The sequence below is a fragment of the Mycolicibacterium sp. SMGY-1XX genome, assembly GCF_059132455.1.
Genome location: NZ_CP101139.1, coordinates 77007 through 103204, shown reverse-complemented (window position 1 = coordinate 103204; position 26198 = coordinate 77007). Strand labels below are relative to the sequence as shown.

Here is a 26198-nt window from a genome sequence, read left to right as displayed (position 1 = left end):
CAAAGTTACAGGAGTGGCTGCCGGGACTTCTGTGACTAGCGCTGAGGCGCTGCCGTCGGCTTGATCGGTGCCGGCAGCGCGGACTCACCGATGAGGAACTTGTCGACGGCCGCGGCGGCGGCCCGGCCCTCGGCGATGGCCCACACGATCAGCGACTGCCCGCGGCCCATGTCCCCGGCGACGAACACCCCGGGGACCGAGGTCTGGAAGTCGTCGCCGCGTGAGACGTTGCCACGCTCGTTGAGCTCCACGCCGAGATCGGTCAGCAGGCCTTCCTTCTGCGGCCCCACAAAGCCCATCGCCAAGAACACGATGTCGGCTTCCAGCTCGAAGTCACTGCCCTCGACCTTCTGGAACCGGCCGTCGACCATCTGCACTTCGTGCACCTTGAGGGCCCGCACGTTACCGTTACCGTCGCCGACGAACTCCTCGGTGTTGACCGAGAAGACACGCTCGCCGCCCTCCTCGTGTGCCGAGGACACCCGGAACATCAACGGGTAAGTGGGCCACGGGGTCGAGTCGGCGCGCTCCTCGGGCGGGCGCGGCATGATCTCGAACTGGTGCACACTGGCCGCACCCTGGCGGTGTGAGGTGCCCAGGCAGTCGGCGCCGGTGTCACCGCCGCCGATGATGACGACCTTCTTGCCCTTGGCGGTGATCGGCGGGTCGCCGTTCTCGTCGGTGACGGGATCGCCGTTCTGGACGCGGTTGGCCCACGGCAGGAACTCCATCGCCTGGTGAATACCGTTGAGCTCCCGGCCGGGGATCGGCAGATCCCGCCACGCGGTGGCACCGCCGGCCAGCACCACGGCGTCGAAGTCCTCGTTCAACTGCTCGACGGTGATGTCCACGCCGACATTGACGCCGGCGCGGAACTGGGTGCCTTCGGCCTCCATCTGTTCCAGCCGCCGGTCGATGTGGCGCTTTTCCATCTTGAACTCGGGAATGCCGTAGCGCAGCAGGCCGCCGATACGGTCGGCGCGTTCGAACACCGTCACCTGGTGCCCGGCGCGGGTCAGCTGCTGAGCGGCGGCCAGACCGGCCGGACCCGAGCCCACCACGGCAACCTTCTTGCCCGTCAAGGTATCCGGCGGCAGCGGGACCACCCAGCCTTCACCGAACGCGTTGTCGATGATCTCGACCTCGACCTGCTTGATGGTCACCGCGTCCTGGTTGATGCCGAGCACACACGAGGCCTCACACGGCGCCGGGCACAACCGTCCGGTGAACTCCGGGAAGTTGTTGGTGGCGTGCAGCCGTTCGATGGCATCGCGCCAGCGACCCCGGAACACCAGGTCGTTCCACTCCGGGATCAGGTTGCCCAGCGGGCATCCGTTGTGGCAGAACGGAATACCGCAGTCCATGCAGCGCGACGCCTGCACCTGCAGGGTTTCGTGGCTGAACTCCTCGTAGACCTCTTTCCAGTCCTTGAGGCGCAGCGGCACGGGCCGGCGGGCGGGGGTCTGGCGGACGGTGTGCTTCAGGAAGCCGCTTGGGTCACCCACGAGCGGCCGCCATGATCGCCTCGGAGACATCCTGGCCGGACTGCTCCGCTTCCGCCATCGCCAGCAGCACCCGCTTGTAGTCGCGCGGCATCACCTTCACGAAGTTCTCCTGCTCTGCCGACCAATCGGCCAGTACCTTCTGCCCGACCGCCGAGTCCGTGGCGTCGACGTGCGCGACGATGATGTCGTGCAGCCATTGACGATCGGACTCGTCGAAGGCGTCGAGTTCCACCATCTCGGTGTTGAGGTTCTCCGACAGTTCTCCCGCCGGGTCGTACACGTAGGCCACGCCACCGGACATGCCCGCGGCGAAGTTGCGGCCGGTCTTACCGAGGATCACCACGCGGCCACCGGTCATGTACTCACAGCCGTGGTCGCCCACACCTTCGACGACGGCGTGCGCACCGGAGTTACGCACCGCGAACCGCTCGCCCACCACACCGCGCAGGAATGCCTGCCCGCTGGTGGCGCCGAACAGGATCACGTTGCCGCCGATGATGTTCTCCTCGGCCACGTACTCGGCGGGCACGTTCTCCGACGGCCGGACCACAATGCGTCCACCCGAGAGTCCCTTGCCCACATAGTCATTGGCGTCACCGTAGACCCGCAGCGTGATGCCCTTGGGCACGAAGGCCCCGAAGCTGTTGCCGGCCGAGCCGTCGAAGGTGATGTCGATGGTGCCGTCGGGTAGGCCCTGCCCGCCGTATGCCTTGGTGACCTCGTGGCCCAGCATGGTGCCGACGGTCCGGTTGACGTTGGCGATCGTGGTGTTGAACCGCACCGGCGTACCGCTGTCCAGGGCTTCGCGGCACTGCACGATCAGCTGCTGATCCAGCGCCTTGTCCAGACCGTGGTCCTGGCGCGAGCTGCAGTACAGATCCTGGTTCATGAACGCCGACTCGGGCTCGTGCAGGATCGGCTTGAGGTCGAGCTTATGCGCCTTCCAGTGCTCGGCGGCCTTGGTGGTGTCCAGCGCGGCCACCTGGCCGACGGCCTCGTTGATGGTGCGGAAACCCAACTGCGCCATCAGTTCCCGCACTTCTTCGGCGATGAACATGAAGAAGTTCTCGACGAACTCGGGCTTGCCGTTGAAGCGCTGACGCAGGACCGGGTTCTGCGTCGCCACGCCCACCGGGCAGGTGTCGAGGTGGCAGACCCGCATCATGATGCAGCCGGAGACCACCAGCGGCGCGGTGGCGAAACCGTACTCCTCGGCACCCAGCAGCGTCGCGATCATCACGTCGCGTCCGGTCTTGAGCTGGCCGTCCACCTGCACGACGATCCGGTCGCGAAGTCCGTTGAGCAGCAACGTCTGCTGCGTCTCGGCCAGGCCCAGCTCCCACGGCGCACCCGCGTGCTTCTGCGAGGTCAGCGGGGTGGCACCGGTGCCACCGTCGTGGCCGGAGATCAGCACCACGTCGGCGTGCGCCTTGGACACACCGGCCGCGACCGTGCCGACGCCGTTCTCGGACACCAGCTTCACGTGCACCCGCGCCTGCGGGTTGGCGTTCTTCAGGTCGTGGATCAGCTGCGCCAGATCCTCGATGGAGTAGATGTCGTGGTGCGGCGGCGGGGAGATCAGGCCCACACCCGGCGTGGAGTGCCGCACCTCGGCCACCCACGGATAGACCTTGTGACCCGGAAGCTGGCCGCCCTCACCGGGTTTGGCGCCCTGGGCCATCTTGATCTGGATATCGGTGCAGTTGGTCAGGTAGTGCGAGGTCACGCCGAAGCGCGCCGAGGCCACCTGCTTGATGGCGCTGCGGCGCCAGTCACCGTTGGGATCGTGCTCGAAGCGCGCGACGTCTTCGCCGCCCTCACCGGAGTTCGACCGGCCGCCGAGGCGGTTCATCGCGATGGCCAGGGTCTCGTGGGCTTCGGCGGAGATCGAACCGTAGCTCATGGCACCGGTGGAGAACCGCTTGACGATCTCGCTGGCCGGCTCGACCTCTTCGATCGGAATCGGCTCGCGCACACCATCTTTGAACTTCAACAGTCCACGCAGCGACGCCATCCGCTCGCTCTGGTCGTCGATCAGCTTGGTGTACTCCTTGAACACCTTGTACTGCCCGGTGCGGGTGGAGTGCTGCAGCTTGAACACCGTGTCGGGGTTGAACAGGTGGTACTCGCCCTCGCGGCGCCACTGGTACTCGCCGCCGACCTCGAGCTCGCGGTGGGCGCGCTCGTCGGGACGCTCCAGGTAGGCCAGCTCGTGGCGGGCCGCGACGTCGGCGGCGATGTCCTCCAGGTCGATTCCGCCGGTGGCGCAGTGCAATCCGCTGAAGTACTCGTCGAGCACCCGCTGGCTGATACCGACCGCCTGGAACAGCTGCGCGCCGGTGTAGGACGCCAGGGTGGAGATGCCCATCTTGGACATCACCTTCAGCACACCCTTGCCGGCGGCCTTGACGTAGTTGGCCTTGGCCGCATCGCTGGTCAGCCCGGTGATGACGCCGCGGTCGATCATGTCCTCGATGGACTCGAACGCCATGTACGGGTTGATGGCGGCGGCGCCGAAGCCGCACAGCATCGCCATGTGGTGCACCTCGCGGGCGTCACCGGACTCGACCACCAGACCCACCTGGGTGCGGGTGCGCTCGCGCACCAGATGGTGGTGCACCGCGGCCACCGACAGCAGCGACGGGATGGGCGCCAGCCATTCGTTGGACTCGCGGTCGGACAGCACGATGATGCGGGCGCCGTTGCGGATGGCCTGGGAGACCTTCTTGCGGACGTCCTCCAGCGCGCGGCGCAGTCCCACGCCGCCGTCGGCGACGGGGTACAGGCAGCTCACCACCGCGGCACGCATACCGTGCTTGCGGCCGCGGATCTCGTGATCGGGGTCGACGTTGATCAGCTTGGCCAACTCGGCGTTGCGCAGGATCGGCTGCGGCAACACGATCTGACGGCACGATTCGGCGTCGGGGTTCAACAGGTCGCCCTCGGGGCCGACGGTGCCCTGCAGGCTGGTCACCACCTCTTCGCGGATGGCGTCCAGCGGCGGGTTGGTCACCTGGGCGAACAGCTGCTGGAAGTAGTCGTAGAGCATCCGCGAGCGCTGCGACAGCACGGCGATCGGGGTGTCGGTGCCCATCGAGCCCAGCGCCTCGGCGCCGGTACGGGCCATCGGCGCCACCAGGAGGTTCAGCTCTTCGTAGGTGTAGCCGAAGATCTGCTGGCGCAGCACCACGCGGTGATGCGGCATCCGGACGTAGTTGCCCTGCGGCAGGTCGTCGACGTGGAACAGGCCGGCGTCGAGCCACTCCTGGTAGGGGTGCTGGGCGGCGAGTTCGGCCTTGACCTCTTCGTCGGAGACGATGCGGCCCTGGGCGGTGTCCACCAGGAACATCCGGCCGGGCTGCAGGCGCATACGGCGCACCACCTTGGACGGCTCCAGGTCGAGCACGCCGGCCTCCGAAGCCAGCACCACCAGGCCGTCGTCGGTGACCCAGATGCGTGAGGGGCGCAGGCCGTTGCGGTCCAGCACCGCGCCGATCACCGTGCCGTCGGTGAAGCACACCGAGGCCGGCCCGTCCCACGGCTCCATCAGCGAGCCGTGGTACTGGTAGAACGCCCGCCGGGCGGGGTCCATGGCTTCGTTGCGCTCCCAGGCCTCCGGGATCATCATCAGCATGGCGTGGGCGACGCTGCGGCCACCGAGGTACAGCAGTTCGAGCACCTCGTCGAACCGGGCGGTGTCCGAGGCGCCCGGCGTACAGACCGGGAAGATCTTGTTCAGGTCGTTGTGGTAGCCGAACACGTCGGTGTGGATCAGCGCCTCACGGGCCCGCATCCAGTTCTCGTTACCGGTGACGGTGTTGATCTCGCCGTTGTGGGCCACCATGCGGAACGGGTGCGCCAGCGGCCACGACGGGAAGGTGTTGGTGGAGAACCGCGAATGCACGATGCCGAGCGCACTGGTCATCCGCTCGTCCTGCAGGTCCAGGTAGAACGCCCGCAGCTGCGGGGTGGTGAGCATGCCCTTGTACACCAGGGTCTGCCCGGAAAGGCTTGGGAAGTAGACGGTTTCGCGTCCGGGGCCGTCCTGGCCGGGGCCCTTGTTGCCCAGCTCGTGTTCGGCGCGCTTGCGGATCACGTAGGCGCGGCGTTCCAGCTCGATCCCGGAGTCACCGGCCATGAACAGCTGGCGGAAGGTCGGCATGGCATCGCGGGCCAGGGCGCCCAGGGAGGATTCGTCGGTGGGCACCTCACGCCAGCCCAGCACCTTGAGGCCCTCGGCCTCGACGATCTTCTCGACGGCTTCGCAGGCGCGGGCGGCGTCCTTGGACGACTGTGGCAGGAAGGCGATACCGGTGGCGTAGCTGCCGGCCTCGGGCAGGTCGAAGTTGACCACGGCGCGCAGGAACTCATCAGGAACCTGGATCAGGATCCCGGCACCGTCGCCGGTGTTCGGCTCGGCGCCCTGGGCGCCGCGGTGCTCCAGATTGAGAAGGGCGGTGATCGCCTTGTCCACGATGTCGCGGCTGCGACGACCGTGCATATCGGCGACCATCGCCACACCACAGGAGTCATGCTCGTATGCGGGGTTGTACATCCCGCTGGGCCCTATTGCCACCGGTGGTTCCACCTGACCCTTCGTGTGAAGATATTGACGACGTGTGCGCTGGCTGTCGTGGCTGCGCTGCCGTTGTCGACCGCCGGGGGAAGCGGGCTGCGTCCCCATGGTCTGGCCTGTATGCGTGGCGTGACCCGCAGCTTCCGTGCAGCGTTGAACGGCGGCCCTGTGTGGGGTCACGACAAAGTCGTAAAACGATATGCCACACCGGGCAGGACATGCCAACTAAGCCGACCCTAACTTTGGTTTGCGGGCCCGGAAGGTGCGCCGAGCGGGCGTGAAGCGGCTTCAGATGAATTCCGTTGCTGCAGAGGGAGTTTCACCTCAAGCGGGGGAACCAATCGGTCACGCTTCGGTATCGCTGTGGTCACATCAATCACTTAGGTAATTAGCTGGCGGCCCCCGGTGAGCGCCCGTTCGACGAAATCCGCAGAATTGCAGGTCTCTGACCGGCAGCGAGAGCGCATCAGAGCAGGTCGGCGGGCATATCGACACCCATTGCCAGTTTGCGCGAGATTTAGGCCAATTCTCAGAGATTTCGCGGCTTCTTCGAGGCTTCGCCGGGACCATGGCCACCCCTCACCGGCACATCGACGCCGTTGACCATGGTCCCGACCACCCCCGACGTGGGCCGTCAGTCGTCGCGCCGGGGCCTTGGATCCACATTCCACCGGGAACCGGCCCGGCACACGCGTAGCGGCCTACTCGTCCTCGGACTCGAGTTCGACGTCGAGCCCGGGCCGACGGGCGCGTCTGCGGACCGGATAGCCACCGCGTTCAGCGAGCGAGGACAGCTGCTTCAGGGCAAACGTCCGGCCGCGGCCCGCCTCGGGAACCAGGATTCCGGCCCAGATCCCCTCGGCGCCCGGCGTCTCCACCGCGTCCCGCGCACACAGCCAGCACCGCGCACAGCCGCGGCACACCGCTTTGGTGGCTTCGGCGATCTCGACGGCTTCTGCAGAGGAAGTGCTCGCCATCCAGCGGTCCGGGTCCCTGGTGCACTCGCCCACGATCTCGTAGACGGGGACACCCTCGGCCTGGCGGCGGTCGACGGGATGGCTGGCGTTCAGAGCGGTTGTCATGAGATTCCTCTCGAAGCAGGTCCCGGTGTCTGCACCGTAGCAGCAAAATACGTAGCATCGCAACGGCTTGTGTAGCACTGCGGCGCCCGGGTGCTCTTTAGCAGAGTCACAAGCTGGAGTTTTCACTGATCGCCCCCCGTCGGACCGCTATGCCGTCGGCACAATTGCGTAGCAGCGCAGCGGTCCACGGTTCAGCACGGCCTTGACCGATACTGGGAGCAGAATCGACCAACGTCGCGCCCCGGTGGTCTCATGGGGCTCAGGCGACCTGCCGGGTGCACTCCCGGCAAGTCACCTTCTGAGGAGGCAGCAAGTGACAGAGCGGGACGACTTCGTGCGCGACCGGCGCGGCCCTGCGCCTGGTGACCGCCACTCGCCGCCCCCACCGCCGGGATGGCCGCCACCTCAGTACGGCCCGCCGCGCTCGCCTCAGCCGCCTCCGGCACCGAATTGGCCTGCACCCGTACCGGCGCCTCCACCGAAACCCCGCCCGGAAGCCGGCTGGCGTCGCACCGTCTACCGCGCCACCTTCGGGCTGGTGAATTTCGGCCCGTCCCCCGCCCAGCGCCGGCGGGCCGAACTGACCGCGGTGATCCGCACTCCACTGCCCGGGCCCCTGAAGATCGGTGTGCTCGGAAAAGGAGGCGTCGGGAAGACGTCGGTGGCCGCCAGCATCGGATCCATCTTCGCCGAGCAGCGCCCCGGTGACCGGGTGATCGCGCTGGACGCCGACACCGCATTCGGTCGCCTTGCCAGCCGGATCGACCCCACCGTGCGGGGTTCGTACTGGGAGTTGGCCAATGACAAGAACTTGTACACCTTCGCCGATCTGCAGAATCGCGTCGGCCACAATTCCGCGGGACTCCACGTGGTGGCCGGCGAGCACCCCACCACCCGGAGACGCGTGCTGGACCCGGCCGTCTACCGGGAAGCGGTACGGCGGTTGGATCGACATTTCACCATCTCGGTGATCGACTGCGGGTCGACGATGGACGCACCGGTGACCCAGGAGGCACTGCGCGACCTCGATGCACTGATCGTGGTCTCCTCGCCGTGGGCCGACGGCGCCGCGGCGGCCGCCCAGACCATGGAATGGCTGGCCAACAATGGCCAGACCGAGCTGCTGCGTCGAAGTATCGTGGTGCTCAACGACTCTGACGGACATTCCGACAAGAAGACCCGCGCATCGCTGGCACACCAGTTCACCAGCCGAGGGCAGGCATTGGTGCAAGTGCCGTTCGATCCACACCTGCGACCGGGCGGCGTCATCGACGTGACGCGGGAAATGGATCAGGCGACCAAGCTGTGCTTCCTCGAGATCGCCGCGGCAATCGTCCACCGGTTCGTCACGATGCCGAGGCGGTAACGCTCAGAGCTCTATCGGAACATGCTTCTCGGCGCAGGCATCACGCATCGCGGCGACGACGTCCTGGGTCCGGATGGTCTCGAGGTCCTCGACCGTGACCGAACCCCGGTCGGTCCGATGCTGGGCGGCCACGCGTGAATCACGAAGGCGTTCGGCACGTTCGACGACATTGCGGGCGAATCGGCCGTTCTGCATCACGTCGACCCCGTGGGTACCGTCGGGTGCGCGGTAGGCCCGCAACATCCGGCAACCCGCGCTCAACGCTTCCCGCGCCGCCGGTTCGATGACGGTGGCCCGCGGTTGACCGTAGCGCACGGCGATCTCCACCAGTTCGTCCGGGCTGTAGGACTCGAAGCGCAGTTTGCGGTTGAACCGGCCCGCCAAACCCGGGTTCACCGTGAGGAATTCGTCCACTTCCTTCTCGTAGCCCGCGCCGATGAAACAGAAGTCGAAGCGGTGCACCTCGAGTGCCACCAGAAGCTGATTGACCGCTTCCATGCCGATCATGTCGGGCCGGCCATCGTGGTGACGCTCGACCAGCGAATAGAACTCATGTTTCATGCGCACCGAGAACCGCGTGATGGCCGCTTTGAGCCTGCGGTTGTAGAACAGGTGTCCCGAGTTCTGATCCCGGTTGGACAGATTCAGTGGCACGCTGGGCTTCCTTTCGGCACACTATTTCCGCCCGGCCCCCGGGCGTGCCGCAGCACTCGCGCCGGCACGCCGAAACTGCTCGCGTTTTCACGATAACGGCGCCCGGGAGCATCGGATGACACCAATTTGCCGCCGCCTGCAGGCGTTGCTCGGCTACTCCAGTGCCGCAAGTGACGGATGTTCCGAAAACGGTCGGTCAACGCAACCCCCCGCCATATCGTGCCTCGTTGTCGGCCTGCGCCTCCTCACGCAACGCGGCGAACGCCGAATTGAGCCGGTCGGCGAGTTCGCCGTGCGTGTATTCACTCGTGACGCGGGGGTGCAGGGTCAATTCGAGTAATCGCCCGTCCGAATTGGCCACCGCGTAAATGTCTCCGAGGTCCACGCTGTACGTTATCCGTTCCGCTTCGGCGACCAATTTCTCCCAGCGGTCGGCGGCGGCATTCAATTCGCGGAGCACCTCGTCGACCAGGGCACGGTCATCCATCGGCACCTGCCCTCCGGCAGCGCCCCCCACACCGGCCCGACCCCGACATCTTGTCAGTATGTCCAGGGGCGAGGAGACCCGTCAATTCACACCGGCAAAGTGACAACAACCGCCGCCAGGCAATGTCAGCAACGGCCGGTCAGGACGCAGAACCCTCATTACCGGCCGATGCCGAGGTGAACTCGACGAACCAGGCGAAGTGATAGTTGGCTGCCTCGCGGTCACCTGCGGCCAGGGCGTCGGTGGCGGCCAGCAGTAGGCAGTTCAGCAGGATGCCGGTGTTCACACCGGGGTAGCGCGCCAGCAGTTGATAGCGGGCGGTGTCCAGGTGCACCCGCAGCACGTCGAGCTCCGCCTCGGCCACTCCCGTTCCCGAGGCCGCCGCTTTGGCCAAGGTGTGGGTGATCCTGGGCAGCCCGTCGCGCCAGCGGGTGGCTTCGGAGAGCCGCCACCCCAGATCCGGGACCTCCGCAGCGGTGCGCCGACCACCCGCGATGCCGGGCACGGCGGCGCTGCCATGGGAGAACGGGTCACCAGGGCTGTAGGTGGCGGACCGATCTGTGGCGCCGAGTAGTGCGCGCAGGTTGCCGTTGCGGCGGGCGGGTTCGAGAAGCTCGACGCCGGCGGGGACGACGATGCCTGGCGGTATCCACCCGTGCGCCAGGTCCGTGACGATCACGATGCTGCCGTCCTCGCGCTCGCCGGCGGCCCAGCGCAACCCGGGTTCCTGCCGGGCCACTGCATCGACGAACCGCCGCAGCCGCTGCTCGGTGGTTTCCGCGGGCGGGTCCGGTTCTGGTTCGGGCACCGGTTCGGCGATGATCACCGGCGTCGCCACGGTGACGGGCTCGGCCTCGAACGCCTGGGCCAGGCTCGGCAGCTCGGTTGTGGGTGCGGGCGGCGGTTCTCGACGAAGCTGCCGCATCGTGGACTCAACCCGCGCAACGGCGTACGCCCGCGCGCTGTCGATCACCCGGTTCTGCTCGGCGTGCCGTATCGGCTCGGGCATCCTGGCTTCGTTGATCATCCGCAGCTTGTGGTTGGCGGAATCCGCGATGCGCTGCAGGTCCCTTTTCAAATACTCAGCGACCGTTGCGGTTTCGGGGGTCACCGGGTCCAGCTCGGCGGGCCAGAGCCCGCCCAGCACCCAGGGAGTGCAGTCATCGGGTGTGCGGAACGTCGGCACCGACAGGGCCTGTTCGGTAGCCCTGCGCAGGCGCTGCCGCGCCGATCGCCGCCCGAAAACCGCCACTGGCCAAGCGTACCGGGGTACCGGGGTATCGCTATTCAGCTGTTTCTTCGCGGCCAACCCGGCTCGGCACAGTGAATTGTCGGCCGGCACAACGGTGGGTAGCGTCAGCTGTCATGACGGACTCGACGCTGCAGGCCCAGCTCGATGAAGTGCGGGCCCTGCTGGCCCGGGCGCGGGAGTTGTTCGGCGACAACCCGGTCGCGCCGCCCGCCGATATCACGCCCGCCGCCGGTTCAGTGCAGAACTGGGTTCGCTGACCTCAGCTCAGGTGGTGTTCGGCCAGTGCTGACCGCGCCGCGTCGAGGTCACGCTGGGTCGGCACTTCGTCCGACGGCGTGTGTCCGGCGGCCAGTATCTCCGCGCGTACTTCCATGAGCGCGCTCAGGTAGGAGACGTCAGCGGCCAGTTTGATGCCCGCGGCCAGAGTGTGAGCATCAGTGGACAGGGCTTCCTCGGACAACATGACGCTGTGCAGGTACCCACCCCGACAGCTGCGGAAGAGCACGTGTCCGCTGGGGTGCAGGGCGTCGAAGTCGGGGTTCGGTTCGGTCATCTCTGTTCGTCGAGCAGGGCGCCGAGTCGTTGCGCGCTGTCTGCTTCGTGCTCCTCCCACAACGTGGCCGATCGGTGCAGATTATCCGCCATCTCCGCATGTTCGTCGGCCTGACGCTCGTAGCACTGGCGCCGCTGCTCGAGGAGATGGCGCGCGGCCTCCCGCAGGTCCCCGAAGATCGGGCCGAGGGAATCCAGGCTCTCCTGGATCGCGTCGTGGGTGCCTGGCACCGTGCGCAGGTAGTCCGCGGCGTCGGCATGGTGGCGGGCCGCCTCACGCAGTTTGTCCGGTTCGATGACGATGCGGTCATCCATGGCTGTCTCCTAGGTAGCAGGCGTCGTCGCCGGTCGGGTGGGGGCAGGGACATCGGTGCTCGGTGCGGAGTGGGGCGTCTGCGGTGGGTGCATCCAGCCTAGGAAGCTCGGCCCGCTGACGCTCGTGAGCGGCTGGATCTCGCCGCCGAGCAGGGCCCGGGTGCGGTCCAGCGCCAAGGCCTGGCGATCGGTGAACATCCCGACGTCGCCGGTGGAGACCTCGGCGGGATCGACCGGGTCCGACACCGGAGTGCCCGGCGGCGGAATCGCGAGACCGTGCCGTTGGAATGCCTCACCGACCGGCGTCCCGGCCAGCGCGGTGGTGATGACCTTCGCGAGCTCCGGCGTCGGCGCGGTGATGCGGTCACCACCGGGTAGGAGCACCTCCGCCGACTCTGGTTCTTCGTCGGGCTGTGGTTCGGGTGCGGCAGGCTCGTCGTCCTCTGCTTCGGCGTTCTCCGGTTCGGCGTCCTCCGGTTCGGCGAGATCTTCGGGCTCTTCGGCCAACACGGATTCCGCGTCGGCCAGCAGGTCATCGAGAGAATCAGGTTCCCCGCGGGTGGGCGGCGCCGAACCATCCTCTGGCCGAGACCATCCCGGAGTGATCGACGGCAAACCACCACCCGGTGACCCGAGCCCACCGGCAGGCCCGCCCAGTGTGGGCAGTGCGGGCATGCCCGCCGGCGTCACCGGTGGAGCCGTTGCCGGTGGGGACGCCGACGAAGCGTGCGGGGTTGGTGCTTGGGCGCCGAGCGGCTCCTGCGCCAGCAGTTGTTCCAGCAGCGGGTCCGCTCCGAGGTCGGCGCCGTAGGGCGGCAGTGGTGTCGGTGCCGGGACGTCCGTGGAGGCGGTCGGCCGGGCCGGTTGCGTGGTGGCACCGGGACGGCCCGCTGTCGATGATTCGTAGAGTGCGGTCCAGGCGGTGGCCAGGACTGCCTTTGACCTGTCATCCAGGCTTGCGGTCTGCACCACGGCACCGATCTCGCGCAGCTTGCCGATCAGATAACGCTGAAAGTCTCTGGCACCGGCCGGAGTATCCAGGTCGGTGCGGACCTGCACCGCTTCCTCGATCTCGGCCTGGAGCCGGCGCAGTGCCGCGCTGCCCTGTTCGGTGGTGGTGTGTGCGTTCAGGATCGCGGTGATGACCAACAGGTCGACGTGTGCCGTGCTCGAATTCTGGTGGGCCAGGTCGTCTTCGGCCTTCTTGATGGCCGTGATGCCGGCCCCTTGTTGGGGCTCGGGAGTTTCGGCGGGAGCGACAGGTGGGGTCACCGGTGCACCGGTGCGGCTGTCGAACAATGTGGGGTGGGCGGCCTTGATCTTGCCGAGCACGGCGTTGGTCTCGGCCTCCGGTGCGACGACGAGGCTTGCCACCGCGATATCTGACTGCGTGAGGCCTCTGGTCCACGCCGCCGGATCGCCGGTGACGCGGCCGACGTGTTGCACCGCGTCATGCAACTCTTTCTGCGTGCTCACCCCTGCAGCCGTTCGGTGATCCCGGTCCCCCACATGGCGCGGACACTACCGACGGTCCCGGTACCCGACAATTCACTTGCTGGCGCCTGTTTGGCAATGCGGGAACGGGGTATCAACCAGGCAGTTTTTGTGAGCGCAGAGCTCACCGATCGAGGGGTGACCACACATGTCCGACCGCATGCAACGGCAAGCGGCCGCCAGCGGCAGCATGGCCGAGGCGCGCAGCGCCACCGCACTGTTCCTCACCTTGACCGCCATCATCGCGGCCGCCATTGCCTTGGCCTCCGGGTTGGGCGACGGAGACGGCGGCTTCGCCTTGGCGGCGGGGGCCGTCGCAGTGGTCAGTTTTGTTGTCGCAATTTTCTGCTTCAGCGCTGACGCCGAGAAGACGCAGACCGCGGAGCCCGTGGGAGCGGCCCTGGCCGCAGTGCCGGCCGAATAGCCCAAGCTCGGCTCACCGGAACGGTGGGGCGGGCGTCGGCGTGGGCGCGGTGGTTGTCCGGTCGGCGTCGTGCGTTCGCTGGTGTCGGCGTGACCGCACCCACCGACCCGCGAGCCTGCTGATGCATCACGAGGATGCGCAGCGTCGTGGGTGCAGCACCGGCGACATCGAGACCGTGACGTCGGCCGGCGGTTCGATCGAGGTGCCGGTGGAGCTGACGGACGCGATCAAACCCGGTGTGGTGTCGATGCCGCACCGGATGGGGACACGGTAGAACCGGAACCCGCCTGGCCGTCGCGAAAGGTACGCCGGGGGTCAACACCAACATCTTGTCCACGGTGGATTTCCTCGATGCACCGTCGGGAACGGTGCGCTGAACTGCATTCCGGTGACGGTCAGCTGGCCTCAGCCCGGCTCTGCTCCGGTGGCCACCGGCCGACCGGGATCGTTGGACCATTCCGACCACGAGCCGGGGAACAGGGTGGCGTCGTCGTACCCGGCGATGGCCAGGGCGGCGATCTGGTGGGTGGCGGTGACACCCGAGCCGCAGTAGACACTCACCGGCAAGGCGTCGGCACCCACCGCCGCGAACCGCGCCCGCAGCTCGGCGACGGGGAGGAAGGTGCCGTCAGCACTGAGGTTCTCCGAGGTCGGTGCCGACACCGCACCGGGGATGTGTCCGGCCCGCGGATCCAGCGGCTCCTCGTCACCGCGGTAGCGTGCGCCTGCACGCGCGTCGAGCACCACATGGTCCTCGCCGGCCGCCTGGGCCGCCACGGCGTTGATGTCCGCGGTGGGCAGCGCGTCGAGGCTCGAGATGGTGACGGTACCGGGCTCGGGTGCGACATCTCCTGTCGCCGTGGGCAATCCGGCCCGCTTCCAGGCGGCCCAGCCGCCGTCGAGCAGCAGCACCTCGGTGACTCCGCCGGCGCGCAGCAGCCACCAGGCGCGGGCGGCGGCCTGGGCATTCCAGTCGTCGTAGACCACCACGGTGTCACCGGGGTTGATACCCCACCGCCGCGCCGCCGCCTGCAGAGCGGCGGGGCTGGGCAGCGGATGTCGGCCGCGGCCGGTCACCGAATGATCGGACAGCTCGGTGTCCATGTCGACGAACACCGCGCCGGGGATGTGCCCGGCCAGATAGTCGGGACGGCCGTCGGGTTGCATGACCGTCCACCGCACGTCGAGCACTTGCAGGTCCGGGCGCGAGAGTTGGTCGGCCAGTTCGGTTGCCGAGATCAGAACTGTCACGGCTGATCCTTCCTACGCGGTGGTGTTGCGGGGGCTGAACGCCTCAGGTGGCTGCGCCAGTGCGACTGCGACCGCGGTGCCGATCGGGCCGTCGGTGTCGAACACCGTGGCCGTCCCGGTGGCGATACCGGCGGCGCTGTGCTGGCTCACCGCCGCCAGCCCGACGTACTCGCCCTGCGGTAGCCGACTCAAGGTGAGCGTGTAGTCGGCGTTGATGTGTCGCAAACCGCCTGTGCCCCAATGTGTCAGCGGGCTGGTGACCTCACCGCACATCACGGCGCGGGTGAACGGCGTCAGCTTCTCACCGGCGACCAGCGGCCGCACCTGGCGGATCCAGGCGAACTTCTGGTGTTCGGACTGCTGCCACTCCGTGGCGTCGAGACCGGGCGCGCCGGAGTCCGGATTGGCCCCGTAGGCCCACAGGAACATCGGTGGGCCGGGCGGCAGTTCAGCAGGCTCGTCGGGCAACGGTGGCATGCTCAGCTGCGGCGACCACACGGTGGCGTCGGGTTCGGCGGTACGGCGCAGGAACACCGCACTGGCGCGGGAGACGACCGTGTCGCGCTGGATCAGCGCGACATCGGCCACCTTGATCCGTTTGCCTTCCCGCTGCACCGTCGTCTGGACACGGACGGGCTCGAGGAACGTAGGTCGCAACAGGTCGACGGTGAGGCGAGCCGGCAGGAAGTCCGGATCGCCGGCGTCGCGTTCCACCGCCCAGCCCAACAGCCCGCTGACCAGCTGGCCCCCGATGGTGGCGCCCCACGGGCCTTGAGCCAACGAACTCGGCGTGAAGACGTCGCCGTCTTCGGTTGCGAAGAATGCGTCCTCGGTGCTCACCACCGTCACGATAGGACAACCGAGCATTGACCTGTCAGGCGGCAACCCGTCGCGTCAACGCTGTCCGGATGACTTCGAAGTCGTGGCTGTTGACCCGGAAGAGGCCGAAGCGGAACCGGAAGCCCCAGTGCTGTTTGTCCTCGATGAAATCGAGCTCCTCGATCAGCGGGCGGATGGGGACGGGGGTGCAATCGACGAACTCGACCCGGCGGCGATACGGCTTGAAATCCGCCGATACCTCCACCTGGTAGGGCTCGTCGTCGACGACCTGCCCGAGGGCGGTGAACATGCGCAGCGGTTCACCCTCCGGATAGTCGGTCTTGGGCGAGTAGAAGACGATCCAATCGCCACGGGCCAGCCGTTTGAGCCGGTCCGGCTTTCCGTGGTCGGCCTGCGTGAAGCCGCCGGCCACGCCGCGGGCGACGTGCTGGGCGCTGATGGTGTTGATCCATGCGGTCATGCCGCCACGGTAGGAGGGGGGTCCGACATTCTCGGGCGTCCTAGAACGTGTTCTAATTCACTCACGAGGAGGTGCCCGTGGCCACCATTGCAGCGATCCCCGCCGGCCCCGCCGAGGTCACCAGCCAGTGGCTGACATCCGTGCTCGGAACCGATGTGACCGGCGCGGAGGTCACCCCGGTGGGCACCGGGCAGACCGGGGCCACCTACCGTGTGGCAGTCACCTACGCCGGGCCCACCGAACTCCCGGCGACCCTGATCGTCAAGCTGCCCTCCCAGGACGAGGCGGTACGCGAGCGAGTGGCGTTGGGCTACAAGTCCGAGCACGCGTTCTACACCGAAGTGGCCCACACTCTGGCCTTACCGCTACCGCACTGCTATCACTGCGAAATCGACCGCGACGGGGCCGATTTCGTGATGCTGCTGGCAGACCTGGCTCCGGCCGTCCAAGGTGATCAGCTGGCCGGCTGCACCCTGGAAGAGGCCCGGCTTGCCGCCGCAGCGCTGGCCGGTCTGCACGGGCCACGCTGGTGTGACCCCGACTGGCTGACATTCACCGGCGCCACCATGCCGCGGCCGGACGCCGATTTCGCCCGGGGCCTGGGCGAGCTCGCGGTCATGGCGGCCGACACCACGCTGCAACGGCTGGGTGAGCGGGTGTCCGTCCAGGACCGGCAGACGCTGACCGAGACCGCCGCGCTGGTGGGCACGTGGCTGCTGCTGGAGCCCGAGCGGTTCAGCCTGCTGCACGGTGATTACCGGCTGGACAACCTTTTGTTCGATCCGGACCGCACCCAGGTCACCGTGGTGGACTGGCAGACCCTCACGGTGGGACTGCCGGCTCGCGACCTCGCCTATTTCGCCGGCACGAGCCTGGTCCCCGAGCTGCGGGCCGAGGCCGAGTCCACGCTCGTCGAGGACTACCACCGCGAACTCGTCCGCTATGGCGTCACCGGCTACGACCTCGAAACCTGTTGGGCTGATTACCGATTGGGAATGCCGCAGATCCCGCTGATCACCACCTTCGGTTTCGCCTTCTCGGCCGCCACCGAACGCGGCGACGACATGGTGCTCACCATGCTCGAGCGCGGATGCCGGGCCATCCGCGAGCTCGGCACGCTGGAGCTCATCCGCGAACGGGTGTGAAACTGACCGACGGCGATGGCGTTGCCCACCATCGCCCGACGATGACCCTCACTCCCCGACGGCGTCGGCGAACGACCTGATCCGGCCCAGGGCGCCGGGCGGGATGACTCCGTGGTTGCGGATCGACCAGATCTGCTCGGGCGAGACGCCGAGGAGTTCGGCCAGGACGTGCTCGGGTAACCCGGACGCGGCGCACGCGCGGTCGAAGCGGGCACCGAGGCTGCCCGGCAGCCGTGCCATCAACCCCGACCGGGTGCTCTCGAGTGCCTTGATCAGATCCATCAGCTGGCCGTGTGGGTCGGCTTCGGCATTCACCGCGACCCGCCACGAGTTGGCCGCCAGCAACTCGGCCTTCACACACTGGTCGATCAGCGAACGAACCACGTTTTCGTATTCGTTTGAGGTAGGCGGGGGAAGCCGGTCGATCACCGAGTTGATGGCCTCGAGGTGCGCTGCGGCGAACCCTTCGAAGACTTCGGTGTCCGCGCGACGTGTCACCACCACCGGCGCGGCGGGCTCCGCGACCGGGCGGGCGTCGAGCAGCTGGGCCAACTCGGCGTCCGGGTCCTGTGCCAGGACCAGACGTGCGTAGGTGCCGGGCGGCAGGCCGAGACCGTTCTCGACCTTCTGAACTGTGCCTTTGTGAGCTTTACGGGTGCCGCGCTCGAGGTAGCTCAGACCCATGACACTCACACCGGTGGCCTCGGCGAGGTCGGCCAACGACCAGTCCCGCGACTCCCGCAAGGCGCGGAGAGCGGCGCCGGCAGCTTCCCGGCTCACGCCTGCGCTCCGGACATGGACGAATCGTACACAGAGCCCGTCCTCTTCCTTTCTATATATGTTTTTCTCTCTGTTTCTTGCCACGTCGACATCTTGCATATACGCTTCTGTCATCGCTTCGATCTGAGGAGACGCTCACATGGACCGACCTTGCGCCTCGAATCCCGACTTGTGGTTCGGCTATTCCGATGACGACGACGCCGATGGCGCCGCCAAGGCCCGTGCCTACGAATCGGCCGCCGTCGAAGCGCGCACGATGTGCCTGCGCCGGTGCCCACTGGCCCAGCAGCGGATGTGCGCGCAGCGCGCCGTCGACCACGGCGAGGAATACGGCGTGTGGGCCGGGGTGAAGTTGCCCGGCGGCCAGTACCGCAAGCGACACCAGCTGGCGGCTGCGCACGAGACGCTGCGCAAGATCGCCGCCGGCGAGATCAGCGCCCGGCAGCTACCCGAGAACGCCGCACTTCTCGAACGGCGGCAATGGGAGGTGCTGCCGGCGGTGGCGACGGTGATCCATCTGCCGTCGCTGCGAATCGATCCGCGCTCCGCGGCCTGAGGCTCCGAGAATGAGTGAGCTCGACATCCTGGCCCGCGCTCACAGCCTCTTCGCCGCCGAAGCCAGACCGGCCCCTGCGGCCACCGGCATCGACCATCTCGACGCCGCTCTGCGACGGGCCGCAGATCTCAATACCGCTGCAGGACAAGGTGGTTACCGAGGGGCCGTCGATATTGCCCGAGACGTCCTACGGCGTACGGCAGCCACCGATACGGAGTTCGCCGCGCTGGTGGCCCGGGCCCAGCAGGACCACGCGCTCGCCCGGGCCCTCACCCGATCGGTCTTGGAGGCCGCGCGGGCCGACCTGGGCGCAGCCACCGATTCGCCCGTGGCGCAGCGTGAGGCGGTGCGGCGGACCGTTGAGCGACTGCGCGCCCAACAGCAGCATGTCCTGGCCGCGCGCCGGCGGGCACGTCGGCGTCTGGCGGTACTGCTGCTGTTGCGATACCGCGGACTGCGCAGGCCGGTGAGTGTTCCTGCGCCGGGGAGCCGAGCCGAGATCGCCGTCCGCGCGGCCCTGTCACGACTGGGCATGCCCTACGTCTGGGGCGCCACCGGACCCGATCGCTTCGACTGTTCCGGGTTGGTGCAGTGGGCATATCGGCAGGCGGGAATCAGCCTGGACCGCACCACCTATGACCAGATCCACGACGGGCTCGCGGTGCCGCGCACCCACGTGCAGCCGGGCGACCTGGTGTTTCCTCACGCCGGGCATGTGCAGATGGCGATCGGCAACGGAATGGTGGTGGAAGCACCGCATGCGGGCGCGAACGTGCGAATCAGCCGCATGGGTTCCGATGTGGTGATCCGCCGCCCGTGGTGACGGGGGCCGCGAAGTGAATTGTCACAGATTTGCGCCGGGAGTACCTTCGCAGCATGGCGGAGCATGCGGACTCATCGGTGTCCGCGCTCGCGGATGTGGGTGACGCATTGTCCGCACGCCACAACGCCCTGGTGGCCGCCGATCAGACGCTGGCCGCCGCAGTGGCCGAAGCCCACGCCGTCACCATGGACGCGCTCGGGCGACTCGATGCCATCAGCGCCGAGATCGAGAACGCGGTGGCCCAACAGCATCTGCTGGCCCTCGACACGGCCGCCGGAGCACGCGAGTTCCAGCTCTTCCTGCTCGCCAGGAACAGGGACATCATCGCGGTGGTCAACGAGGCGGCCGCTCGTGCCGACGCCGCGGCGACGCGGATGCGCGGGCTCGCCGATCGCTACGCTGCCCCTCAGTAGTCCGGCAACCGGTTGACCCATTCGCGCAGCAGCGACTCCAGTTCGTCGGTGTCCAGGCGCTGGGTTTGCCGGTACCGCGCGATCTGCCGAATGATCCTGGCGTTCAGCTCTTCTCGCTCCGCTGATTCGGCGTATGTCTTGAAGAACCGCACCCAGTGCCCGGCCTCGATACCCGCTACCCGCTCGCCCAGGATCTCGTTGACGTAGCTGTCGATCAGCCCCTCGGCCCGCGCCACCCGTCCGAAATTGCCGCCGGAGTCCTGCTTGGCCTTGTCGGTGATGTTGGTCTTCGGCAGTGGATACGGCCGTGGATCCGGCGGCGGGTTGATGGCGTAGTAGTCGTCGCTCTTTTCGTGTCCGCTTTCGGCGTCCTTGGCGCGCCGGCCCACCGACCAGTAGTGGTTGCGCATATCGGCGGCGTAACGCGCGGATTCGACGAACGGCTTGTAGACCATCGGATGCCCGGACAGCACGTTCTTCAAGTGCCACGGCACCACCACCAACAGGTCGTGCACATCGCACACTTCGCGGTTGACGGCATAGCGGAACGACGGCTCGGACTCACGGCTCAGCAGGTACCAGCCCTTGAGCTCGATGCCCATGGCCACACCGTGCCCGGCGGCGATCAGGGTGGCGTTGTTGGTGACCAGGCGGACGTCGGGAAAGGTCTGCGCGGAGCGGACGAATTTGTACTCGGCCCAGGCACCGTCGGGATCCCACACCGCGCGCAGCCGGTTCAACGTCTCGACCACCTGGATCTCGATGCTGCCGCCCAGCATCGAGTTCAAGGAGAACAGATCGCCCGCTTCCAGGCCCTCGATGAACGTCTGCGAGCTGAAGTGCACCGGCAGGGCGGCCAGAGCGTCGCGCACGTCGCCGACCAGCGTGCCGCGCGGGGTCGCCGGATCCGGATCTTCGCGCACCGGCGGGGTGGGCGCGATATACCCGCCGAACAGCGTCATCGAGAACTCGCTGTCATTTGTCAGCCTCGATGGCGTCGGTTTCGGCGGCGATGTGCCGGTTGGCGACGGCGTCGCTCAACCTCTCGTGCGCGATCTCGGCGAAGTGCGGATCCCGTTCGGCGACAAAGGCGCGACGGCCCAGCGCGACGGCGGCCACAGACCCCGAGGCCAAGCCCCCGAACGGTTCCCACACCACGTCACCCTCGCGGGTCACTGCATGCACCAACCGCTCCATGAACTCCAGCGGCTTCTGGTTCAGATGTACCGACGACGCCCGGGTCGGTTTGTACACCCGGGGCGCCGACCGGCGCATCGACCCCTTGAGTCGCTCGCGGTCGTGCAGCGGCCCGCGCCGCCACACATTGGTCAGTCCGTGGGTGTGGGTCCACGGATAGCGCATCACGTCCCACTGCTCGGCCGTCACCGAGGCCACCCCGTCGAGGGAGAAGTACGGCCGGCCGGACTCGAAACCGTGCTCATTGCAGAAGGCGGCCATCCGCTCGACCATCAGACCGGGCGGGAAATACCAGAGCCAGTCCTTGGTCAGGTACTTGCGGGTGGCCGCGTTGCGCACCCCACACGCCTCGTTGGACAGATACAGCGGCAGCCCCGAGCGCAGCCATTCGTGGCGCAGCCAGTCCTGCACGCCCAAGACCTCACCGTCTTCGGTCGGCACCTCGAAGCGGCGCTGGTAGAGCGCGCACACCTCGGTGACGACGGGGTACTGCCGGATGGTCTTGCCGTTGACATTGCCCGCGATGTGCGACAGGCCCTTGTCCCAGACGATGGTCTGCACGTAGTCCCAGCCGCGCCGATTCAGTTCGGCGTGCACCGTCGCCCACCCGACCTCGGTGCCCCAGAACCACAACGTGGTGCCTGGGTGCGACGCCCGCGTCCACGCCGTGATGTGTTCGTCGTACCACTGCACCAGACCGTCGGAATCGGTTGTGTCACCGTGGAATCCGCGGACACCGTAGGCACCGTCGCTGATGATGGTGTCCGGCGCCGGCCACGTGGCGTAGGCGTCGCGCGCGTCACCGCGGTGCAGCGAGAACGGCGCGTTGGTGCCGCCGACCACACGCAGCGGCTGAGTAGCCCGGCGCGTACGTGCGGCGCGTGCTGGCATGGTCGGTGGTCCTATCCGGTCGGGCGTCGTGACGATCGTAGGCAACGACGACCCTTGCACACGGCACCGACAGGACTCAGGTCACCAGTTCGCGAGCTCATCGGCCACTCGTCCCTCGCGACCTCGACTCGCTCAGGTCACCACATTCGCGAGCTCATCGGCCGCTCGTCCCTCGCGACCTCGACTCGCTCAGGTCACCACATTCGCGAGCTCATCGGCCGCTCGTCCCTCGCGACCTCGACTCGCTCAGGTCACCACATTCGCGAGCTCATCGGCCGCTCGTCCCTCGCGACCTCGACTCGCTCAGCGGAGCGCTTCTCCGTACACCCGCTCCACCGTCAACGCCATCAGCACCCGCCGATCGGAGACCATCACGGCGCGGTACTCGTCCCAGTCCGGGTGCTCACCGGCGGCGCTGCGGTAGTAGTCGACCAGCGCCTCGACCTCTGTGGAGTACGGGTCGGCTCCGGGCCCGGTGAGCGTCACCGGCCCCTCCGCCGTCGCCCACGCCCACCCGTCGGTCCGGGTGACCTCCAGCGCCGCGCGCGGGTCACGACGCAGGTTGGCGGTCTTGGCGCGCCCTTCGGTGATCGAGACGTAGATGATGCCGGCCGCCCGGTCGTAGAAGGGCGTCACGGGAGACAGCTGCGGCAGGCCGTTCGCCTTGATCGTGGCGAGCACCCCGAGGCGGGTCTCGGCCAGAAGCGTGTGCGGGTCGAATGTGGGCGGAGTCACAGAGCTCATCCTCCCGGCAACAGGTGTGACCGTGCCGGGTATTCCGGCCTCGCTACCCTGCAGTGAGGAGGAAACCGATGCATACCGTGACCACGGGTTTGCTGGGGGCTTGTACATGCCGCTGACCAGTGGCGAGCAGTTTGCCGGGTACCGGATTCTGCAGATGATCGGCTCCGGCGGAATGGGCGAGATCTACCTGGCCCAGCACCCGCGTCTGCCCCGGCACGACGCGCTCAAAGTGCTGCCCGCACACATGTCGGCCGACACCGCCTTCCGCGATCGGTTCAGCCGCGAAGCCGACCTGGCCGCCTCGCTGTACCACCCGCACATCGTCGGCGTGCACGACCGCGGCGAGGACCGCGGCCAGCTCTGGATCGCGATGGACTACATCGACGGCACCGACGCCGGGCGCCTGGTGCGCGAATACCACCCCCGTGGGCTGCCGCCCGCCGAAGTGGTCGAGATCGTCGCCGCCATCGCCGAGGCCCTCGATTACGCGCACGCCCGCGGTCTGCTGCACCGCGACGTCAAACCCGGCAACATCCTGCTCAGCAGGCCGGTGGCAGGCAGGCGCCGAATCCTGTTGGCCGACTTCGGTATCGCACGGTCGATCACCGACACCAGCCAACTCACCCGCACCAACATGGCGTTGGGTACCGTGCACTACGCCTCGCCGGAGCAGCTGCGCAACCAACCGCTGGACGGACGCACCGACCAGTATTCGCTGGCGGCAACGGCTTTCGAGCTGCTGACCGGTGCGCCACCTTTCGATGACCCCAGTGCCGCGGTGGTCATGACCCAGCACCTCACCTCGCCGCCCCCGTCGCTGGCCTCGACGCGTCCTGAGCTGGCGGCGCTCGACGTTCCGTTTGCCATCGCGCTGTCCAAATACCCCGGCGACCGATTCCGCACCTGCGAGGAGTTCGTGCAGTCCTTGCAGACCCATCTGCACCACGGCCGCCGCGGAACCCGCGCCATGTCCGCCCCGATGCCCAGCGCACCGCCGCCTGTGCCCGCCGCCGCGCCCGTCACCGCCTCACCGGGCCGCAACAATGCGTTGCTTTGGCCCCTGGTGATCGCCGGCGTCGTCGCCGTCATCGTCATTGCGGCGCTGGTCATCACTTCACAGTCCGGTCCTGATGACACCGCCGCCACCACACCGGTGACCGTTCCACCGGCCACCAGCACCACCCAGTCCACGACCACCACCACCACGACGACCACCGAGACCCCGGAGGGTTTCGCAGCCATGCGCGATGTGGTCACCAGCTATTACGCCCGACTGCCGGATGACACCGGCAGTGCGTGGAAGATGTTGTCCGACAGCTATCAAGAGCAGACGGGCGGGCGCCGCGAGTACCAGAGATTCTGGTCCTCGGTCCGTTCGGTGAGCGTCGATTCGGTGTCTCCCCGCGACGACACCAGTGTGTCCGCGCAGCTGACCTATGTGATGCAGAACGGCTCGACGTCCTCGGAGCGACGCTGGTTCCAGATCGAGGACCTCGACGGCACTCCGGTGATCGCCGATTCCGGCCTCGGCTGAGGCCGGACCTAGCGAACCTTGACCACCACTTTGCCTTTGGCGCTGCGGTTCTCCAGCGCGGCGATGGCTTCGGCGGCCCGCTCCAGCGGATAGACCTCCGGCTCCGGCGCGGTCAGCGCACCGGAAGCCAGCAGGGGTTCCAGCTCGGCCCACTGCTTGTCCAGGTAACCCGGGTGCGTCATCGTCCAGGCACCCCAGCCCACCCCGACGGCGTCAACATTGTTGAGCAGCAACCGGTTCGCTTTGATGGTCGGGATGTCGCCGCCGGTGAAGCCGACCACCAGCAGCCGGCCACCGGGAGCCAACGACCGCAGTGAGTCGGTGACCCGGTCACCACCCACGGGATCCAGCACGATGTCGACACCGCGGCCGCCGGTCAGCTCCTTTACCGCATTCTTGAACCCCTCGGCCAGCACGACGTCGGTGGCCCCGGCGGCGCGGGCGATCTCGCCCTTGGCCTCCGTGCTCACCACCGCGATGGTGCGCTCCGCGCCCAGAGCCGGGGCCAACCGCAACGTCGAGGTACCGATACCGCCGGCGGCGCCGTGCACCAACACGGTCTCACCGGCCGCCAGCCGACCGCGCTCGCGCAGGGCGAACAGCACCGTCAGGTCGTTGAACAGCAGGCCGGCACCGGCCTCGAAGGACACGGTGTCGGGGAGCTTGAACACCTGGTCCGCCGGCAGTGTCACCACCTCGGCCATCGCGCCGTAGAGCATGGTCAGCCCGGCCACCCGGTCCCCGGCGGTCACGTGCGCATCGGCCGGCGCGCTGCGGACCACACCGGCGAGCTCACTACCGGGCACGTACGGCAGGTCAGGCTTGTACTGGTAGAGCCCCCGGGACTGCAGCGCGTCGGGGAAGGCCACCCCGGCGGCATGTACTTCGATCACCACACCGTCGGCGGTGGGTTCGTCGATCTCCACCACCTCAGCGGCTTCGGGACCGTCCAACCGGGCTATCTGTACTGCGCGCATGGGATCCAGTGAACCAAATGGGATGCCGGCACCCGGGGACCACCTCCCCGGGTACCGGCATGGCTGTTCAGTCCGCGGCGGACGAGCTTCCGAGCAGATCCCGCACGCGGTTGGCGACCTTGATGAACTCCGGGCGCTCCATGGTCTCCGCGTAATCGCGCTCGGCGGGCAGATCGACATCCAGCGACTCGACGATCCGGCCGGGGCGCGGGCTCATCACCACAACACGGTTGGCCAGGTACACCGCTTCGGCCACCGAGTGGGTGACCAGCACCACGGTGGTGCCGGTTTCACGCCAGATGCGGTGCAGTTCGATGTTCATCTTCTCGCGGGTGAGCGCGTCCAGCGCACCGAACGGCTCATCCATGAGCAGCACCTGCGGTTCGTGAAGCAGAGCCCGGCACAACGACACTCGCTGCTGCATACCGCCCGAGAGCTCGTGCGGCAGTGCGTTCTCGAAGCCGCTGAGGCCGGTCATCTCGATGAGATGGTCGCACCGGCGCTGCGCGACCTGGCGGGGCATACCGCGCATCTCGGCTTGCAGCAGGATGTTCTTGCGCACCGAACGCCATTCCAGCAGCGCCGCGCGCTGGAACACGTACCCGATCTCACGTTGGGGGCCGCGGACCCGGTTGCCGCGCAGCCGGACCTCGCCGCTGGTGGCATCGGTCAGGCCGGCGACCACCTTCAGCAGGGTGGACTTCCCGCAGCCCGACGGCCCGGCGATCGAGACGAACTCGCCGTCGGCGACCTTGAGATCGATATCGGTCAGGGCGTTGGTGGTGGCCCGTTTGGACTTGAAGGTGACGTTCAGATTCTCGATCGTGATGGCGTCGGAGGTCACGGTGGTCTCGGGTGCTTCGATCGTCGCGCTGGTCAT

At 67.6% G+C, this 26198-nt stretch carries 25 protein-coding genes and 2 pseudogenes; 9 read left to right on the top strand and 18 right to left on the bottom strand.

Annotated features, from left to right (window positions below; genetic code table 11):
• Window positions 1–35: 35 nt before the first annotated feature.
• From NL241_RS00465 to NL241_RS00455, 3 genes are all read right to left on the bottom strand, one after another.
• Window positions 36–1505 (bottom strand): glutamate synthase subunit beta, encoded by a 1470-nt coding sequence (locus NL241_RS00465; RefSeq protein ID WP_494396482.1) that lies wholly within the window; start codon window positions 1503–1505, stop codon window positions 36–38.
• A complete protein-coding gene (gene gltB / locus NL241_RS00460) occupies window positions 1498–6060 on the bottom strand; it encodes a glutamate synthase large subunit (RefSeq protein WP_494398450.1) in 4563 nt (1520 codons plus the stop codon). The genes NL241_RS00465 and gltB overlap by 8 nt, the downstream gene beginning before the upstream one ends.
• 722 nt (window positions 6061–6782) lie before the next feature.
• On the bottom strand, window positions 6783–7058 hold the full coding sequence (locus tag NL241_RS00455) for a hypothetical protein (RefSeq protein WP_494398449.1): 276 nt from the start codon (window positions 7056–7058) through the stop codon (window positions 6783–6785).
• Window positions 7059–7476: 418 nt separating this feature from the next.
• Between NL241_RS00455 and NL241_RS00450 the strand changes: the two genes are divergently transcribed.
• Window positions 7477–8529, top strand: coding sequence for a MinD/ParA family ATP-binding protein (locus tag NL241_RS00450; RefSeq protein ID WP_494396481.1), 1053 nt, complete (start codon window positions 7477–7479; stop codon window positions 8527–8529).
• A 3-nt stretch (window positions 8530–8532) separates the two neighbouring features.
• On the opposite strand, the pseudogene NL241_RS00445 reads toward NL241_RS00450, so the two are convergent.
• From NL241_RS00445 to NL241_RS00435, 3 genes and pseudogenes are all read right to left on the bottom strand, one after another.
• Window positions 8533–9081, bottom strand: a pseudogene (locus tag NL241_RS00445) (type VII secretion AAA-ATPase EccA); the annotation flags it as partial.
• Between the two features lie 298 nt (window positions 9082–9379).
• The gene (locus NL241_RS00440; RefSeq protein WP_487692341.1) at window positions 9380–9670 is read right to left on the bottom strand and encodes a DUF2710 family protein; all 291 of its coding nucleotides are present in this window, start codon (window positions 9668–9670) and stop codon (window positions 9380–9382) included.
• A 139-nt stretch (window positions 9671–9809) separates the two neighbouring features.
• Window positions 9810–10922, bottom strand: a complete 1113-nt coding sequence (locus NL241_RS00435) for a DUF5631 domain-containing protein (RefSeq protein WP_487692142.1) — start codon at window positions 10920–10922, stop codon at window positions 9810–9812.
• 113 nt (window positions 10923–11035) lie between these two features.
• Here NL241_RS00435 and NL241_RS00430 point away from each other — a divergent pair, with 113 nt between their 5' ends.
• Complete coding sequence (locus NL241_RS00430) at window positions 11036–11179, top strand: hypothetical protein (RefSeq protein ID WP_487692141.1); 144 nt, start codon at window positions 11036–11038, stop codon at window positions 11177–11179.
• 2 nt (window positions 11180–11181) lie between these two features.
• Here NL241_RS00430 and NL241_RS00425 read toward each other — a convergent pair whose 3' ends face one another.
• The 3 genes from NL241_RS00425 to NL241_RS00415 are packed head-to-tail and all read right to left on the bottom strand — an operon-like array spanning window position 11182 to window position 13265.
• A complete protein-coding gene (locus tag NL241_RS00425) occupies window positions 11182–11475 on the bottom strand; it encodes a DUF2694 family protein (RefSeq protein ID WP_494396480.1) in 294 nt (97 codons plus the stop codon).
• Entirely contained in the window at window positions 11472–11789 is a 318-nt protein-coding gene (locus tag NL241_RS00420) for a type VII secretion target (protein ID WP_487692139.1), read from the bottom strand. Before NL241_RS00420 ends, NL241_RS00425 begins: the two co-directional genes overlap by 4 nt.
• A gap of 9 nt (window positions 11790–11798) precedes the next feature.
• Window positions 11799–13265: a DUF4226 domain-containing protein gene (locus NL241_RS00415; RefSeq protein ID WP_494396479.1), complete on the bottom strand. Its 1467-nt coding sequence runs from the start codon at window positions 13263–13265 to the stop codon at window positions 11799–11801.
• 166 nt (window positions 13266–13431) lie between these two features.
• Here NL241_RS00415 and NL241_RS00410 point away from each other — a divergent pair, with 166 nt between their 5' ends.
• Window positions 13432–13707: a hypothetical protein gene (locus NL241_RS00410; RefSeq protein ID WP_494396478.1), complete on the top strand. Its 276-nt coding sequence runs from the start codon at window positions 13432–13434 to the stop codon at window positions 13705–13707.
• 88 nt (window positions 13708–13795) lie between these two features.
• A pseudogene (locus NL241_RS00405) lies at window positions 13796–14107 on the top strand (molybdopterin dinucleotide binding domain-containing protein); the annotation flags it as partial.
• 5 nt (window positions 14108–14112) lie between these two features.
• On the opposite strand, the gene NL241_RS00400 reads toward NL241_RS00405, so the two are convergent.
• The 3 genes from NL241_RS00400 to NL241_RS00390 are packed head-to-tail and all read right to left on the bottom strand — an operon-like array spanning window position 14113 to window position 16258.
• Window positions 14113–14958 (bottom strand): sulfurtransferase, encoded by an 846-nt coding sequence (locus NL241_RS00400; RefSeq protein ID WP_494396477.1) that lies wholly within the window; start codon window positions 14956–14958, stop codon window positions 14113–14115.
• 12 nt (window positions 14959–14970) lie between these two features.
• Window positions 14971–15798, bottom strand: a complete 828-nt coding sequence (locus NL241_RS00395; protein WP_487692123.1) for a thioesterase family protein — start codon at window positions 15796–15798, stop codon at window positions 14971–14973.
• A gap of 34 nt (window positions 15799–15832) precedes the next feature.
• Complete coding sequence (locus NL241_RS00390) at window positions 15833–16258, bottom strand: EVE domain-containing protein (protein WP_487692122.1); 426 nt, start codon at window positions 16256–16258, stop codon at window positions 15833–15835.
• 77 nt (window positions 16259–16335) lie between these two features.
• Here NL241_RS00390 and NL241_RS00385 point away from each other — a divergent pair, with 77 nt between their 5' ends.
• Entirely contained in the window at window positions 16336–17403 is a 1068-nt protein-coding gene (locus NL241_RS00385) for a phosphotransferase family protein (protein ID WP_494396476.1), read from the top strand.
• Between the two features lie 48 nt (window positions 17404–17451).
• Here the strand turns inward: NL241_RS00385 and NL241_RS00380 are convergent, their stop codons facing one another.
• Window positions 17452–18183 carry a helix-turn-helix domain-containing protein gene (locus NL241_RS00380; RefSeq protein ID WP_494396475.1) on the bottom strand — a complete coding sequence of 244 codons (732 nt, stop codon included), beginning with the start codon at window positions 18181–18183 and terminating at the stop codon, window positions 17452–17454.
• A gap of 139 nt (window positions 18184–18322) precedes the next feature.
• On the opposite strand from NL241_RS00380, the gene NL241_RS00375 reads away from it, so the two are divergent.
• From NL241_RS00375 to NL241_RS00365, 3 genes are read left to right on the top strand one after another with little or no spacing between them, the layout of a single operon-like run.
• Window positions 18323–18739: a WhiB family transcriptional regulator gene (locus NL241_RS00375; protein ID WP_494396474.1), complete on the top strand. Its 417-nt coding sequence runs from the start codon at window positions 18323–18325 to the stop codon at window positions 18737–18739.
• Between the two features lie 10 nt (window positions 18740–18749).
• Entirely contained in the window at window positions 18750–19562 is an 813-nt protein-coding gene (locus tag NL241_RS00370; protein ID WP_494396473.1) for a C40 family peptidase, read from the top strand.
• Between the two features lie 53 nt (window positions 19563–19615).
• Window positions 19616–19975 (top strand): DUF4226 domain-containing protein, encoded by a 360-nt coding sequence (locus NL241_RS00365; RefSeq protein ID WP_494396472.1) that lies wholly within the window; start codon window positions 19616–19618, stop codon window positions 19973–19975.
• On the opposite strand, the gene NL241_RS00360 is transcribed toward NL241_RS00365, so the two are convergent.
• From NL241_RS00360 to NL241_RS00350, 3 genes are all read right to left on the bottom strand, one after another.
• The gene (locus NL241_RS00360; RefSeq protein ID WP_494396471.1) at window positions 19969–20937 is read right to left on the bottom strand and encodes a hypothetical protein; all 969 of its coding nucleotides are present in this window, start codon (window positions 20935–20937) and stop codon (window positions 19969–19971) included. The genes NL241_RS00365 and NL241_RS00360 overlap by 7 nt on opposite strands.
• Window positions 20938–20950: 13 nt before the next feature.
• Window positions 20951–22063 carry a DNA methyltransferase gene (locus NL241_RS00355; protein ID WP_494396470.1) on the bottom strand — a complete coding sequence of 371 codons (1113 nt, stop codon included), beginning with the start codon at window positions 22061–22063 and terminating at the stop codon, window positions 20951–20953.
• A gap of 303 nt (window positions 22064–22366) precedes the next feature.
• Window positions 22367–22807: a PPOX class F420-dependent oxidoreductase gene (locus NL241_RS00350; protein ID WP_494396469.1), complete on the bottom strand. Its 441-nt coding sequence runs from the start codon at window positions 22805–22807 to the stop codon at window positions 22367–22369.
• 106 nt (window positions 22808–22913) lie between these two features.
• Here NL241_RS00350 and NL241_RS00345 point away from each other — a divergent pair, with 106 nt between their 5' ends.
• Window positions 22914–24341, top strand: coding sequence for a serine/threonine-protein kinase (locus NL241_RS00345; protein ID WP_494396468.1), 1428 nt, complete (start codon window positions 22914–22916; stop codon window positions 24339–24341).
• An 8-nt stretch (window positions 24342–24349) separates the two neighbouring features.
• On the opposite strand, the gene NL241_RS00340 is transcribed toward NL241_RS00345, so the two are convergent.
• Together NL241_RS00340 and NL241_RS00335 are read right to left on the bottom strand one after the other, a co-directional pair.
• On the bottom strand, window positions 24350–25318 hold the full coding sequence (locus tag NL241_RS00340; protein WP_494396467.1) for an NADPH:quinone oxidoreductase family protein: 969 nt from the start codon (window positions 25316–25318) through the stop codon (window positions 24350–24352).
• Between the two features lie 67 nt (window positions 25319–25385).
• The gene (locus NL241_RS00335; protein ID WP_494396466.1) at window positions 25386–26198 is read right to left on the bottom strand and encodes an ABC transporter ATP-binding protein; all 813 of its coding nucleotides are present in this window, start codon (window positions 26196–26198) and stop codon (window positions 25386–25388) included.

What these genes read in the sequence shown, in the direction of transcription:
- gltB (WP_494398450.1), bottom strand. Translation starts at nt 6,060, where the DNA reads ATGTACAACCCCGCATACGAGCATGACTCCTGTGGTGTGGCGATGGTC.
- NL241_RS00455 (WP_494398449.1), bottom strand. Translation starts at nt 7,058, where the DNA reads ATGGCGAGCACTTCCTCTGCAGAAGCCGTCGAGATCGCCGAAGCCACC.
- NL241_RS00440 (WP_487692341.1), bottom strand. Translation starts at nt 9,670, where the DNA reads ATGGATGACCGTGCCCTGGTCGACGAGGTGCTCCGCGAATTGAATGCC.
- NL241_RS00430 (WP_487692141.1), top strand. Translation starts at nt 11,036, where the DNA reads ATGACGGACTCGACGCTGCAGGCCCAGCTCGATGAAGTGCGGGCCCTG.
- NL241_RS00425 (WP_494396480.1), bottom strand. Translation starts at nt 11,475, where the DNA reads ATGACCGAACCGAACCCCGACTTCGACGCCCTGCACCCCAGCGGACAC.
- NL241_RS00420 (WP_487692139.1), bottom strand. Translation starts at nt 11,789, where the DNA reads ATGGATGACCGCATCGTCATCGAACCGGACAAACTGCGTGAGGCGGCC.
- NL241_RS00410 (WP_494396478.1), top strand. Translation starts at nt 13,432, where the DNA reads ATGTCCGACCGCATGCAACGGCAAGCGGCCGCCAGCGGCAGCATGGCC.
- NL241_RS00390 (WP_487692122.1), bottom strand. Translation starts at nt 16,258, where the DNA reads ATGACCGCATGGATCAACACCATCAGCGCCCAGCACGTCGCCCGCGGC.
- NL241_RS00375 (WP_494396474.1), top strand. Translation starts at nt 18,323, where the DNA reads ATGGACCGACCTTGCGCCTCGAATCCCGACTTGTGGTTCGGCTATTCC.
- NL241_RS00370 (WP_494396473.1), top strand. Translation starts at nt 18,750, where the DNA reads ATGAGTGAGCTCGACATCCTGGCCCGCGCTCACAGCCTCTTCGCCGCC.
- NL241_RS00365 (WP_494396472.1), top strand. Translation starts at nt 19,616, where the DNA reads ATGGCGGAGCATGCGGACTCATCGGTGTCCGCGCTCGCGGATGTGGGT.
- NL241_RS00360 (WP_494396471.1), bottom strand. Translation starts at nt 20,937, where the DNA reads ATGACGCTGTTCGGCGGGTATATCGCGCCCACCCCGCCGGTGCGCGAA.
- NL241_RS00355 (WP_494396470.1), bottom strand. Translation starts at nt 22,063, where the DNA reads ATGCCAGCACGCGCCGCACGTACGCGCCGGGCTACTCAGCCGCTGCGT.
- NL241_RS00350 (WP_494396469.1), bottom strand. Translation starts at nt 22,807, where the DNA reads ATGAGCTCTGTGACTCCGCCCACATTCGACCCGCACACGCTTCTGGCC.
- NL241_RS00345 (WP_494396468.1), top strand. Translation starts at nt 22,914, where the DNA reads ATGCCGCTGACCAGTGGCGAGCAGTTTGCCGGGTACCGGATTCTGCAG.
- NL241_RS00340 (WP_494396467.1), bottom strand. Translation starts at nt 25,318, where the DNA reads ATGCGCGCAGTACAGATAGCCCGGTTGGACGGTCCCGAAGCCGCTGAG.
- NL241_RS00335 (WP_494396466.1), bottom strand. Translation starts at nt 26,198, where the DNA reads ATGACCAGCGCGACGATCGAAGCACCCGAGACCACCGTGACCTCCGAC.